Source organism: Sphingobacterium sp. UBA5670, assembly GCF_002420705.1.
Lineage (GTDB): Bacteria > Bacteroidota > Bacteroidia > Sphingobacteriales > Sphingobacteriaceae > Sphingobacterium.
This window is the reverse complement of record NZ_DIIM01000016.1, coordinates 48,740-63,174: the sequence shown is the minus strand read 5'-3', so window position 1 is coordinate 63,174 and position 14,435 is coordinate 48,740. Positions and strand designations below refer to the sequence as shown.

Annotated in this window: 8 protein-coding genes; 2 read left to right on the top strand and 6 right to left on the bottom strand. The window is 40.4% G+C overall.

All coding sequences use genetic code 11. The annotated features are described in order from the left end of the window. Positions 1-27: 27 nt before the first annotated feature. The 5 genes from B3C94_RS13210 to B3C94_RS13190 form a co-directional block, all read right to left on the bottom strand. Positions 28-753, bottom strand: coding sequence for a LytR/AlgR family response regulator transcription factor (locus tag B3C94_RS13210; protein ID WP_293904373.1), 726 nt, complete (start codon positions 751-753; stop codon positions 28-30). A 75-nt stretch (positions 754-828) separates the two neighbouring features. After that, positions 829-2,148: a RagB/SusD family nutrient uptake outer membrane protein gene (locus tag B3C94_RS13205; protein WP_293904371.1), complete on the bottom strand. Its 1,320-nt coding sequence runs from the start codon at positions 2,146-2,148 to the stop codon at positions 829-831. Between the two features lie 20 nt (positions 2,149-2,168). Next, on the bottom strand, positions 2,169-5,507 hold the full coding sequence (locus B3C94_RS13200) for a SusC/RagA family TonB-linked outer membrane protein (RefSeq protein ID WP_293904369.1): 3,339 nt from the start codon (positions 5,505-5,507) through the stop codon (positions 2,169-2,171). Between the two features lie 19 nt (positions 5,508-5,526). Next, positions 5,527-8,130: a zinc-dependent metalloprotease gene (locus tag B3C94_RS13195; RefSeq protein ID WP_293904367.1), complete on the bottom strand. Its 2,604-nt coding sequence runs from the start codon at positions 8,128-8,130 to the stop codon at positions 5,527-5,529. Positions 8,131-8,514: 384 nt separating this feature from the next. Beyond that, the gene (locus tag B3C94_RS13190; RefSeq protein ID WP_293904365.1) at positions 8,515-9,909 is read right to left on the bottom strand and encodes a sensor histidine kinase; all 1,395 of its coding nucleotides are present in this window, start codon (positions 9,907-9,909) and stop codon (positions 8,515-8,517) included. 129 nt (positions 9,910-10,038) lie between these two features. Here B3C94_RS13190 and B3C94_RS13185 point away from each other — a divergent pair, with 129 nt between their 5' ends. Together B3C94_RS13185 and B3C94_RS13180 are read left to right on the top strand one after the other, a co-directional pair. Next, positions 10,039-13,212 (top strand): AsmA-like C-terminal region-containing protein, encoded by a 3,174-nt coding sequence (locus B3C94_RS13185; RefSeq protein WP_293904363.1) that lies wholly within the window; start codon positions 10,039-10,041, stop codon positions 13,210-13,212. 114 nt (positions 13,213-13,326) lie between these two features. After that, a complete protein-coding gene (locus tag B3C94_RS13180; protein WP_293904361.1) occupies positions 13,327-13,854 on the top strand; it encodes a hypothetical protein in 528 nt (175 codons plus the stop codon). 15 nt (positions 13,855-13,869) lie between these two features. Here the strand turns inward: B3C94_RS13180 and B3C94_RS13175 are convergent, their stop codons facing one another. Continuing rightward, a complete protein-coding gene (locus B3C94_RS13175) occupies positions 13,870-14,283 on the bottom strand; it encodes an NUDIX hydrolase (RefSeq protein WP_293904359.1) in 414 nt (137 codons plus the stop codon). Positions 14,284-14,435 lie beyond the last annotated feature (152 nt).

The following is a 14,435-nucleotide window of genomic DNA, read 5'->3' as shown; positions in this document are numbered from 1 at the left end:
AGAATTATTTAGTTAGCTAACTTACTATTATTGATCAAGCCATCTTTGAAAATTTGGGGAGCGTTCTTCGCTGACAATGACGACAATACCTTCGGGGGTCGCTGGTATTAATTCTAACTTGATCCGATTTCTGCTAATCTTTAACATGGACTGGATCGCATCGATCCGAACGAGAAATTTTCGATTGATCTGGAAAAAGACCATTGGGTCTACCTGTGTGACCAGATGGGTGATGGTATCTTCAATAATATAAGCGATGCCGGAATCTTTTTCGACCGCGTACAATTCTTTGTCTTCGGCCATAAAATAAGCAATATCAGCAATGGCAAGCGATTTTAAAAAATTGCCATATTTCACTAGAAAACGCTGTTTAAGCCGCGGTTCGACTTTGGGCAGTAGCGGCTCGATACGATTCATTACCTGGGCCAGCTCATCGCTGTCAAATGGTTTTAACAAATAGGCATAACCCTTGTTTTGATAAGCCTCCAAGGCATATTGTTCGTAAGCGGTTGTAAAAATAAGTGGAACATCGATAGTCACCTGCTTGAAAACCTCAAAGCTCAGTCCATCCATGAGGTGGATATCCATGAAAATCAGGTCAAAATGCTGCTTATTGATCGCTACCACAGCCTCCTGAATCTCTTTTGCATTGGAAAAAGTCAATACAGTTTCGCCGTATAGCGTTGTCAGCATTTCCTTTAAACCTACAAAAGCCCAATCTTCGTCTTCTACTATCAGTATTTTCCATCCCATGGGTTGAATGTAATAAAAAATCCATTTCCTTAAAAAGAAAATGGATTAATATATATAGGATTTAAAAAAAATCGATTATTTCAACAGATCGGGATTATTGTTGATAGCTTCCTGTGGATAGCGTATCACATAACGAGGATCATTCTGCTGCAGGGTTACCGTTCTACCGAAGCTACTATGGGTGATCGTCGGTCTTGTCGTCCGTTTTAGATCATACCAACGTAGTCCCTCCAACGCCAGTTCACGCTTGCGCTCCAGCATAACCGCATCGAGCAATTGCTCCTTTGATAAACTTGCGTCAGCTTTAGTTTCTTTGGCATATGCATCTGCGGTGAATCTATTTTTCTTTAACGCGGACAGATATTTCAATGCTTCAGCTGTATTTCCCAGACGAACATAACATTCCGCCATTGTCAAATAAAGATCAGCATTTCTAAAACTCACGTTAAAGCGATTTTCACCGCCTTTGAGAGATACATAATCACCACCACTTTTTTGGAAGTAACGGCCTTTTCTTAAATCGCCTGCAGAATAACTGTCTAACAAGATCGGTGAAATAAAGGAACTTGTACGCACTCCAGGAACAGATACTTTTTCCAAAGCCATAATCATTTCCGCTGATTCAAAATCATTCGGAAGTAGGCTTCCAGCAACATTTAAATCAACCAATTTGTCATTTATAACCAAAGCTTTTTTAGCGGCATCAATCGCTTCCTGCCAATCACCGCGGTATAAATGAACGCGTGAGGCCATTGCAAAAGCAGCGCGTTTGCTAAAGCGATAGTTAACACCTTTTGCCTGATCATCCACAGTCAGTAACGCTGTCCCTTTTTCCATGTCAGTCAGGATCTGCGTATAAGACTCTCCAATGGTCGCGGGAACAAAACGTTGTTCCAGGTCAATCTTTGTGGATAAAGGAACGCCCCGAAGCCCTGTATTGCTCGCTGAATAGACCTCACTGTAAAGATTTAACAACTCAAAATGAGCATAAGCACGCATTAGGTAAGCTTCACCTTTAATCTGATCTACCGTGGCATTACTTCCTAATTTTTCATCAATGGTACTGATGACCTGATTGGTATAAAAAATACTGTTGTAAAATGCCAAATAGGGATAAGCAATTGTTGTCGGATCAGGATTTTGATCGTTCCAAAGATAGATATCTTTGGTTCTAGCAGCATCGGTCGAACTTTCATCCAACAATAGTTCATCTGTACGCAAGGACAAATAGGACTTATGTGCTGGAAACCCTAGATAACTGCTTGTAATCAGTCCTCTAAAATCACTTTCCGAGCTGGGGATAACGGTCCCTACCGGTTGTATATCTAAATATTTATTGCAGGAAGCCAATGCACTAGCGGCCATGATCACTCCAAAATAAATTATCTTTTTCATTTATGAATCAATTAAAAGAATTAAAAACTTGCAGAAAGACCAAAAGCAAAAGATTTGCTAATTGGCTGCGCATAATAATCACCATAAGTTTCAGGATCAAAATACCCATCGTAATTTGTTCCAAAAACAAACAGATTACGTCCTTCTACATTCACACGTAAATTGCTTGTACCAATCTTTTTACTTAGTGCAGCCGGTAAAGTGTAACCTAAACGAATGCTGTTGATACGGACATAGCTCATTTTCTTTGCCCATATATCATATTGTTTAAACGAATTAATTGGGTCGTTACTTTCCATCCAAGCATAAGCCATCCAGCGTTCGTTTAATTCAGAACTTATACTTCCCAATGCCGGCAAAGCAGCTTTACCCTGCAGAGCCATCAACAGATCCTTTGTATAATTCTGTCCACGATCTACTTTGGCAGGATTGTAAGTTGGCGTACGGCTCGCCCAGCGTTCTAAATTAAATACCGCAGAGATAGCCAAATCGAATTGTCCATAACGGAAACGATTGGTCATCCCTCCAATGAATTTAGGATCTTTACTACCAGCATATTTAAACTTAGAACGATAAGTTGCCGCCGACATATCCGTCTGAGAAGTATATCCTGGCAAGAAATCTGCCCAAGGGTCATAAAGACCATAAAACTCTTCCATACTCGCAACAGAACCATCTTGATTTCTAAACTGCATTACACCATCTTTATCCAAACCAGCAGTTTCCAATACATATAAACCATTAATTGGTCGACCAGCCTGAGATTCTGGGGCGTAAGCAGTTGGATTGTTGATCACTTTCAATAATTTATTATTGTTGTGCGCAATATTGAAGTCCGTTGACCAAGAAAATTTATCTGTCTGAATCTGACGGCTTGAAATCGTCAACTCAATACCTTGATTACGTGCTGAGGCCCAATTAACCTGAACATTCTGAAAACCATTTTCCAAAGGCAACGCACTATATGCGATAAGATCCGTGCTTTTTCTGTTATAATAGTCGACTGTAATATTTAATCGATTTTTCCATAAGCCCAAATCAATTCCGGCATTATAAGATTGTGTCCGTTCCCAACGTAGTTTATCATTTGCAGGCATGTCAACGACCACAGATCCTTCCGTGTTACCCGGAAGAAGCGTGGTATTACCATATTTACCGACGATAAAAGGATAGGTATTGCGGTCTACATTTCCTTGAATACCGTAGGAAGCACGGACACGAAGATCAGATAAGGCTGTTTTTCCTTTGATAAATTCTTCTTCTAGCATATTCCACGATCCAGAAATAGACCAAATCGGTAAAAAACGATATTGCGGATCTACCCCAAACATATTCGATCCATCATAACGAATGCTACCATACACATTATACTTACGATCCAGTGTATATGTTGCGTTACCATAAAATGACGCATATGAGTTCTCGATAAATGCTTTTTTATATTGCACAAACCTAGAATCATTTTGATAGGTACTATTTGGAAAAATAATCGTCTGGGTAGTCAATGTCGCTGGATTATAACCAAAACCCTTCGTAGTCACCATTGTATTTTTGCTTCTTCGCAACTCCGTCCCTCCCATTACTTCCAATTCGTGGCGATCATTCCACGTTTTATTGTACTTTAAGTAAGTTTTCCAATTGTATTGAAAAATACTATTATTGGTATTTTCCACCGTCCCGCCTACAGGTAAGAAATATTTATTTGTCTTACTGGCAGCGTCATAATAGCGCGTACCGGCACGTAATTTACGTGTATTATAGCTTTCCTGATCCGCAAATTTCTCCGATCCGTTCTCGTCAAATTGCAAGCCGAATTCGGTTCGTAATGATAGTTGCGGCAGGATGGTGTACTCCAAATAACTAATCGCCTTAAGTCCTTTATTCGTAAATGTATATTTGGTATTTTCTCGTTCTTCAACCGCATTAAAAGGAATATAAGTATCGCCCTCAAACCCTTCAATATCGGGATCATAATTATATTTACCAGACTGATCATAAACCGACAAGTAAGGATTAACTGAACGCACATAATAACTTGGGTTCGTAAAAGCATCCCGATCCTGAATTGGATTTTGTCGATTTGAAACCGTCCCCATTAGATTAATACCTGCTTTAAATCGATCATTAATATTAAAATCGTTATTTAACGTTAATGTATAACGGCGTAAATCCACTCCTTTTGTAGCACCTTTTTCATCATACAAACCACTTGACAAATAATAGCGATGCCCGTCATTACCGCCTGAAATAGATGCCGAATACTGTTGGTTCAACGCTTGACGATAAAGTTCTTTCCCCCAATCTGTTTGTTGTGAACGCAATTGATTGATTGACTGCTGCACTTCCGGCGACAAAGCCGCTAAACCACCGGAACGATAAGCATCCAATGCGTCTGCTTTGTTTAGTATCCGCATAATCGCACCTTTGTTCGTACGATAATTTAGATCCGAGCGGTTTGCCATCAATAACTCAAAGTCAACCTTCTCGTTAGCATTCATCAGATTAAGGTTGTTGTAATCTGGGCGTTCGGTCACAAAGGTATTTGCTGACACCTGCAGTTTTGCAGGCCCAGATTTTCCTCTTTTTGTGGTAATCACAATTACACCATTTGCAGCCCGTGCGCCATAGATTGAAGTAGCTGCAGCATCTTTTAAAACGGTAATATCCGCGATATCGTCAGGATTGATTCCCGCAATTGGCAGATTTGTCAAGCTATTGAGATTATCCTTATCAATTCGATTGGGCATTTCAGTGCCTTCGATAGGCAAGCCATCAATGACCCATAAAGGATCCTGTGTACCATTCAACGATACCGTACCACGGATACGGATCTGAGGAGCACTATTTGGTCCGCCGCTAAAATTACTCAGCTGCAAACCTGCAACCTGACCAGCCAACATTTCGTCTATCGATGAAACTCCTGTTTGTTTGATATCAGCGACATTGATTTTATTGTATGCCGTCGTATTCTTCCGTTTTTTGATATCCGTATAACCTGTTACGATCACCTCATCCAAAGATTCACCACTTGGCTGAAGCAAGATTGTCTTATGATCCTGAAATACCGGTACCTGAATACGCTGATACCCGACATAGCTAATCGTTACATATTTTAAATTATGAGGAACTTTTAAGCGAAATTCTCCAGCCGCATCGGTCAATGAACCCAATGCCGACTGCTGCACCTGATTAGGTACACCGATATCTTCTGCTACTGCCGAACTTTCAACGACAACCGTCGCCCCCACGACAGGTTTTAACGTGACCGCATCCAGAACCTTTCCTTTCAGTTCTCTGGATTCCTGCGCATGCGCAACGTGCACACACATGAAGGTCAACGGTATTAAAAACTTATTCATTTTGGTAGATGTTAATATATTAGTTTAATTCTAAGGTATTTGCAATACGTAATAAAAGATCCATATAATGCGATTTGGTAGTCGCGTCACCAGTCCGTTCCTTTTGTTTCAACAACTGGTAAATCTCATATAATTCAGCTCGTTTATAGGTTAGCATATCGGAAGTGCGTATCATACCAGTGACATGTACGTTCCGCAGTCCTGCTTTTGAAGAGGATGCATGTTGTGGATGTAAACATAGGTCAGGTTGTGTCGCTTCAACCAGTTGTTCAACGCCTGCCAGTTTCTTCGCATTTAATTTCTCCATCGATTTGTTGGTAGAGACCATCAGAACATCCACATAGTTTTGTTGCAGCATCCGTGTTTTAAGATCCAACGATTGTCCACTGATGGTTTTAGCAAAGACTGTCTGACGTACAGAAGTTAGAAACTCCGGTGCACTCCATGCTTTCTTACTTCCGAAAAGATTTTCCATCTCAACCATACGCAGCAAACGTTCATCATTGACCAGTTTATACAACATAGCGTATTGAAATTCACGTTGTAAGTTATAAGGCGCATACTCAAATGGCCCTATCGGAGAATCTTTCAATGGAAATGTCTTTGCCATCAGCTCTGGAACGAACAACCACTCGGGCATGTAAAAGACATTCTTCTTGAGGTACTCCAAAGCGCGCACTTGTTTTTCTTTAGGCACCGGGCTATAAGCATCTTTTTGATCACCTAAAACAGCATTTTCCAGATAAATACCGCCGATATTATTTAAGACGTGATCAGCATAGGCATACCATTGTCCGACCACACCCATATACAGCTTACCCGCGCGATAATAATCATCGCCGACATTGGTTGTCCAATTGATGATATTAGGCATCATGCGACGCAGGTTCAGCATACCATATTCACCAGCTTTCATGGCGTCATCACCAAGATCTTCCGACTGTGCCCGCGGATCAACAATATTTTTAGAATCTTGCTGTTCACCATAATGATAAATAGGATCATGTACATGGCTATCAATTTCCTTTCTCAGCAAAGGGATTTCATCCCAAGGTTGTGTTTTGCCGTACCAGCGGTAGGCCCAGCCAATGGCATACTTGTCGTAAGCACCGATCACGGGAGTAATTTGCTCTACGCCGTCCTCAGGCTGTGCGACATAATTGAAACGGGCGTAATCCATGATGGAAGGAGCAGTCCCCCCCATTTTGGCGGTAAAACTTTTGCTGCGCAACGAATCAACAGGGAAACTTGCCGAAGAGCCCATATTGTGCATCAATCCGAGCGTGTGTCCGATTTCATGGGAAGAAACAAAACGAATGGCATGTGCCATTTTCTCATCGGAAAAAACATTAGCACGTACTGATGTATCGACGATACCGGTCTGTATGCGCATCCAGCTGTTCAGAATAGTCATGACGTTGTGCCACCAGATTACATCAGCTTCTAATATCTCTCCCGAGCGCGGGTCTACAACAGATGGCCCCATGGCATTAGCCTGAGCAGAGGCGGCATACACAATAGAAGAAACATTAGCATCATCGGGATCAAATTTGACACTATCGGGCTGCTGTTTTGCAAGAATTGCATTCTTGAAACCGGCGGCTTCAAATGCGACCTGCCAATCATGTACGCCATCAATAATGGCCTGACGCCATTGTTTTGGTGTCGCCGGATCCAAATAAAAGACAATCGGTTTCTTTGGTTCTACCAGCTCCCCTTTCAGATAGCGCGCTTTATCTTCATCACGCGGTTCCAAACGCCAGCGATTGACCAAGTTTTTCTTATCCAGTTCTTGCTGTTTATCATTGAAATACCAACGCGGTGAAGTAAAGAAACCAACTCTTGGATCTGCAAACCGTGCGACCATAGGCGTCTCAGGCAGTTCGTAGAGATTACTTGTAATTTCCAAAGAAACCGGTACAGATTCATTACCCTCGGTTACTTTGGTAGAAAATACAGATTTCACCACAATATTATTCGCATAGGATTTGATATCCTCAACCGTAGAGATACTGGTTTTAGGTGAAGTTCCCAAACCCAAAGAAGTAAATACATCTGTAAAGCTCTTCTCAGAACCATCAAATACCTTATTGACTTTGATCACAACAGCACTTGAATCTTTTGAATAACTTTCAATTTTAAAAGATTCAATATAAGAAGGGCGGTAATTATCGTGTACTGAAGCGGCTATGGCGTCACCTTTAGGAACTTCGACCTGAGGCTTAATTTCCGAAACCCACACCTCTTTCTTCTCCTTGCGGAGTGTAAACCGGATGACCTTATTTTCATAATTCATTCCTTTGTTTACCCCAGCCTCATTTAAAGCCAATGGAACGGAAGACAACTTCTGTATCAGCAGAATATCCTGCCCCATTTTTTTCAATGGAATTTCAAAATAGTAATTATTTTCCTTGTGGATCACCCCAAACATACCACTGTCAACGCGAGCATCTTTCAACAATTTGTCGTATGCGGCTGTCGAATCTTTCTTGGCAGTAGAATCTTTGGCAGAAGTAACCGTTTCTTTTTTTCTCAGGCCTACAGTTTGCAAGATTGAACAAGATTGCATGAAACCGGCGGAAAATAAAAGACCTATGGCTAGCTTAGTATAAGTGTTTTTCATCAAATAAATATTTTGAGCCCTCATTTTCAAAGGTATAAAGGGGCTCGTTGCACTCCCTGTGTTTTTCAAAAGTGATGACGGATCATCGACCTATTATCTAGTATTATCTGTAAGCTAATTTTAACTTACTCCAACATGATTAGAAGTAATTTTGTCTATTCCAAGCAGGTCAATCCCAAGGCATTTATACTTAAAACGCATGCTATTTGATCGGATAGGATTAGGCTAATCACGAACTAAAATTCCTAGATTAGGAGCCAAATTTGTTAAAAATATTATATACAAAAGTATGCAAAGGGATGAACGCGCATTTTAGAGGTATGAACGCGTACTATAAAAACATGAACACGTAAACCCAGCACCTTTTATTCTTTATTTTCAAGCTTATGAGAGTGGTAAGGATACAGAAAAATAACCCGCTTCTATCCCATATCGAAAACCAGACATCGCATAGTAACTATAGATAGATGCCAAATAATTAAGCCCATACCCCTCGCCTTCAAGCTCTGCCCCCTGTCTGGGCTGCCAGTTATTGCGGATCTCCAGGACGTTTCCTTCAGCAAGGAAGAGAACCTCAATCGTAAGTGGATTTTCGGTCGAAATGCGGGTATGCTTAATTGCGTTTTCGACGAGCATCTGCAGACCCAAGCGCGGGATCTTCTGCGCGAATAATGTTGCTGGAATATCGATCTTCATATCACTTAATGCCGTTCCAAACCGCACCTGCTGCAAAAAGAAATAAGCTTTAGCCAGTTCCAGTTCCTCCCCCAATGACGACCATTCGTTCTCATCTGTACGAAGCATCTTCCGATAGACCTTTGTCATCTTGCCAATAAAAGACTTCGCAAGATCGTCATCCTTTCCGATCAGGTATTGGAGTGATCCAAAGGTATTGAATAGAAAATGTGGATTGATCTGCTGCCGCAGCTGAACCAGCCGCATTTGTGTATACTCATTTTCCTGTTTCAAGGACTGCATTTTCAATTGCTGGATCTTACGCCTTTCCATGGCATTAAAGTAGATCAACACCATGGCCACCAACATCAAACCTACGCCAAGCAAAATACTATAGGTCAACAGCTCCTGAATTTCTTCCTCAATACTCAACAACAAGACGTATACCCTGATTTCACCGCCCACAAACAAAATATTGCTGGGGTAGGCATTGACCATGACATCCAATTCAAGATAATCGGACTTGACAATTCGCCCCTGTTTAGTAATTTCAGCATCTTTTCGCTTCCCCCACTTGCGATTGTCCGGCGAATACACACATATCCCCTTATCATCATAAAGTTCAAAATAGGCTCTTCTTCCAAAATTGAGCCGCGCGAAATAGGCGTTTAACTTTTCAATATCAATATAGATATGGTACAGTCGATGCTGTACCGTACGGGTCTGCAGCAAGGTCAGCATCCGGCTGCCTAGCTGATCCGATTGCCCCACAGGTACAATGACTAGCAGCGAATCGCTATTTTTGCTCGGATCAAAAGCAAACTGATCCAGTATTTTTTTTTCTGAAAGGTAGATATCCTGCTGCAGCAATTCCAGCTGCTTTTTTACCAGCAACATATTCTCATCTGCAAAATCCATCAGGATCCGTTTATTAAGACGATCGACCTTATGATGGATAACACCGAGCAAACCTCCCCCTATCAGCAACAACAAAAACAAACAGGCAATGAGGATAATACTATTTTTCTGTTCGGCATTTTTAAATCTAAATTTCACGCCGCAAAAATACATGAAATTTTCTAAAGCGTATGCGAACCGCTTCATAAGAAAGGCTTTAGCTCAGCTCGTTGTCAATAAAACACGACATATTCCAAGAGCTAATCAAAATAAATGGGGCATTTAACCGAGATTAATAATAATTTTCTGATTTTTGTAACCACAAAAAGTTACAAAGTGTCAAAAGCAACATTCATAAAGGTTGTGAAACGAATCTCTATCGTTTTTGCAAGTATCATAACATTGGTCGTTATCAGCATATTATCTATTCCCTATATATTCGAAAATGAAGTAAACAGCAAGGTTAAATCACTCGTAAACGAACATATTACGGGCGAGTTAAATTATGCCAAAGTAAGATTGACCTTCTTTGATCAGTTTCCCTTGCTTACCGCATCGATGGATGATGTTTTGCTAAAAGGAGCCGAGCCTTTCAAAAACGACACCCTGCTCGCTGCAAAACAAGTCAGTTTTGGCATCGACCTGATAAGCTTGCTCAAATCCAAAATTGTGATCGACAAATTTATCGTTAATAGCGGAAAGGTCAACATCTTAGTCGATTCGTTGGGAAATGCCAATTATTCTATTTATAAATCAAACCCATCGGATTCTACTAAAAAACAGGATAATGCAGAAAGCAGCGCTCTGGCTTTTCAATTAATTAAGCTTGAAAAAACAAATCTTCATTATGAAGATCGTTCCATTCCCCTTCAGATCGAAGCAAAAGATCTGGAATATGAAGGTAAAGGAGATCTGATGTCAAATATTTTTGATTTAAATACACGTGCGAAAATAGCATCCTTTTCATTTTCCTTTGACAATGAATTATATGTAGACAAAAAGTCGATCGATGCCAATTTACTGACACGGATCAATACCAACACATTATCCTTCGTCTTCGAACGAAATGATATTAAAATAAATCAATTACCGGTTCGTTTCCGTGGGCTGCTGTCTTTTATTTCCCATGGCTATCACCTAGATTTCAAATTAAAATCACAGGAAAGCACTTTGGCCGAATTGCTTTCATTAGTCCCAAACAGCTATGCTTCTTGGATCAAGGATCTCTCGGTGAAAGGAACATCTGAGGTTTTCGTCAATTTAGAGGGAGATTATATAGTCGATAACAACAAAATGCCTGATCTTTCCCTGGGGCTTATGGTCAACAATGGCTATCTCGCCTTTAAACAATCGGCCAATCCATTAACTGACTGGAATGCAAAATTACGGATAGACCTGCCGGCATTAAATCCCGATTCCCTACATATTGACCTCAAACAGTTTGATTTTAAAGTTGCATCAGGTTATTTCAATGCACAGGGCAATATTGCAGGACTACATCCTGTAACGGTACATGCCAACATAAGAAGTGACCTTGACCTGGATAAACTCCACGCCTCATTGCAGTTTCCAGATTTCTCTTTTGGTGGAAAATGGAATCTTGATGCCAAAATCGACGGCACCTATGCCAAAGCTATCCGTAAAGTAGGACTTCAAAAACGCGAGCAGGAATATATTGCATCCATCCCTACTTTTGATATCAAAAATACACTGATAGATGGAAAATTCAAATTGGCCAACCTGCCACAGGGGCTTGAAAAAATTGCTTATCAGCTTGAAGCTAAAGATCCCGATGGCCAGTTAAAAAGTGCATCCATATCAATACACGATATTTCGGTGCAGGCACTCAACAATTATATAAAAGGTTTTATTTCGATAACAGATTTTAATAAAATCGCAGTTCATTCAGATCTAAAGGCATTGGTTAATTTAGCGGATATCAAGAATTTCTATCCAATTAAACAAGTCGAATTAGCTGGACTGGTTGACATCAACTTAATGGCAAAAGGATACGTGGATCTCAAACGCAATATTTTTCCCGAGACCAATACGTCCATCACGATGAAAAATGGGTTAATCAAATCAAATGACTATCCTATCCCGATGGAAAACATTCAGGTCGAAGCTTTTGTCAATAGCGAAAAAGGCTCGCTTAAGGACCTCAATGTCAAAATCCTACCAGTATCATTTACATTTGCAGGCGAACCTTTTTTCTTAAATGCAGACCTCAAGAACTTCAATAACATCAAATACAGCATACAATCCAAGGGTAAGCTCAATCTCGGCCCTATTTATAAACTCTTTGCATTGGATGGCACCAACGTTGACGGTTTTATCTATACAGATTTCAGTTTAAAAGGCTTACAGAGCGATGCCACCAATGGTCATTATGCCCGGCTCCAAAATAGTGGCCGGCTAAGTATTGGAAATATCCAAGTTCAGTCCGACATGCTGCCACAGCCTATTGCAATTAAAAGCGGAAATTTCAGCTTTAATCAGGAGAAAATGAATTTTGATAAATTCTTGGTTGGCTATGCTAAAAATGATATTTCCATCAAGGGATATCTCAACAATATTATTAATTACGCAACAAGCAGTCTAGCACCATTAAAAGGTCAATTTACACTCAGCAGCAGGAAAATCAATGTGGATGATTTTATGGTTTTTGCTTCTCCGGCCGCGTCGACAACTGCAAGCTCTTCGGAAAGTGGTGTAGTTCTTCTACCTAAAAATTTGGACATTCAGGTATTAGGTCTTGTCAACACGATATTGTACAATAAAATGAATATCAGAGACTTTAAAGGCGACTTACAGGTAAAAGATGGTAAGATGATCCTGAACAAGACCAACTTTGAACTAGCGGGACTAAAAGTGGGTATGAGCGGAAATTATCGTCCTATAAATCCACGTAGGGCAAGCTTTGATTATGCTGTAAAAGCCGACAGCTTTGATATTCAACGCGCCTACAAAGAGATACCCATGTTTAGAGAAATGGTCAGCTCTGCAAAAAATGCGTATGGCCTCGTTTCGCTGGATTACAAATTGGGCGGTCTATTGAATGGCAATATGCAACCCGTAATGCCTTCAATCGTCGGTGAGGGATCCCTGACACTAAATCAGATTAAGTTCAGAGGCTTCAAACTACTTAATGGGATCAGTCAATCTACTTCCAAGGAAAAATTGAAAGATGGCGAAGTGAAAAAAGTTGTTATTAAATCCCAAATCAAAAATAATGTGATGACCATCGAACGTACGAAAATGAAAATGATGGGTTTCAGACCCCGGTTTGAAGGTCAGGTTACCTTAGACGGACGGATGAACTTGGGTTTCCGACTAGGTCTCCCTCCTTTTGGAATATTTGGAATACCGATGCGTATCACGGGTACAGCCGATAACTTTCACCTAAAGATGGGAAAATACAAAGAAGAAGACCTCGATATGGAAATGGATGACGAGGACAGCAAAGTATATAAAGAATCTCAAAAAGTGCAAGAAACGCAGACAAAGTAAAGCGGTAATTATTTTCAATAATTTCATCTAACACAATAGCGCTTAGTTAAAAACGTTGTTTAAGATTACAGAAAGAATGATTATCTTAAACAACGTTTTTAATTATTGGGAGCTATGAGATATACACTAATTATACCCATTGCGGTTCTATCGATCTGCAGCTGGTCCAGTTTCAACACCGTTAACGACCAGAAAAACCCGTTATATGGCAAGGTATTCCGTGAGATCAATGAGATCGCTGAATTAAAGTCCTATACCTACGCGACCGGTGCGGTCATCGAAACCGACAAAAATACAAAAGGTGATTATCGCTTTGCTGCCGGCTATTTTACAAATTCCAAAAACGGTGTTTGTATCTTGGAGGAATTATTGCCGGATGACAGCAAAGGCAAAGTCAAATATAAGATTTTGGATACCATCAATATCCAAAGACTGAAGCCCAACGAGCAGCTCAGCCTATGCAACTGCAAACAGGGTGATAAGCCAAACAGCGAAATTATAGCCATTAGCCGGGTCGATGAAAGCAAAGAATATTTTGACAAAATTGTCAAAGCATGGCGAATGGATACTAAAAGCCAAAAGATTGTTCCTTTAAAAGACACAAAAGGTATCAGCTGTCTCAATGAGGGCTACGGAATATAGAAGCAGCAAAATATATTAAATTAATCCGTCGGCTTTCAACTTATCAAACACATGCAAAACGCCAACTACCTGGATGGATTCTTCCAGGTATTCCTGGTGTGAAAAATAACAAACTGCACCGATCTCATTACTGGGTTCGATCTGTTCTGTTAATGGATATAGAAAACAATCCTGCTCCATAATGACTTCAGGCACCAGCCCATATGCCGGGGCCGTGACATGACAGTAATACGAGATTTTCTCCGGATCCAGAGCGATATTTAACTCCTCCAAAATCTCCCGCCGAAGGGATTGCAAAGCCTCCTCTCCAGCATCAATCTTTCCGCCCGGCAGATACCACGCCTTTCTATTGTTGCTATATGCTAATAATAATTTATCCCCGTTAATACTCACTAAACCCGCTGTAGGCAAAGATTTTGCTGTTGTCATGAATTGTTTATAAGCTATACTGATTAAACACTATTGTTGTGAAATTACTTCTTTTGCGACATTTATCAAAGCGCAAAAGCTAATCTGGGGAATTCTTCATTAAAAATTTGCAGAAAATCAATATTGAGCGGACAATCAATCAATCAATCAAT

Bases quoted from the DNA above. Each gene is read 5' to 3' on its own strand.
- B3C94_RS13210 (WP_293904373.1), bottom strand. From the start codon at position 753: ATGGGATGGAAAATACTGATAGTAGAAGACGAAGATTGGGCTTTTGTA.
- B3C94_RS13205 (WP_293904371.1), bottom strand. From the start codon at position 2,148: ATGAAAAAGATAATTTATTTTGGAGTGATCATGGCCGCTAGTGCATTG.
- B3C94_RS13200 (WP_293904369.1), bottom strand. From the start codon at position 5,507: ATGAATAAGTTTTTAATACCGTTGACCTTCATGTGTGTGCACGTTGCG.
- B3C94_RS13195 (WP_293904367.1), bottom strand. From the start codon at position 8,130: ATGAAAAACACTTATACTAAGCTAGCCATAGGTCTTTTATTTTCCGCC.
- B3C94_RS13190 (WP_293904365.1), bottom strand. From the start codon at position 9,909: ATGAAGCGGTTCGCATACGCTTTAGAAAATTTCATGTATTTTTGCGGC.
- B3C94_RS13180 (WP_293904361.1), top strand. From the start codon at position 13,327: ATGAGATATACACTAATTATACCCATTGCGGTTCTATCGATCTGCAGC.
- B3C94_RS13175 (WP_293904359.1), bottom strand. From the start codon at position 14,283: ATGACAACAGCAAAATCTTTGCCTACAGCGGGTTTAGTGAGTATTAAC.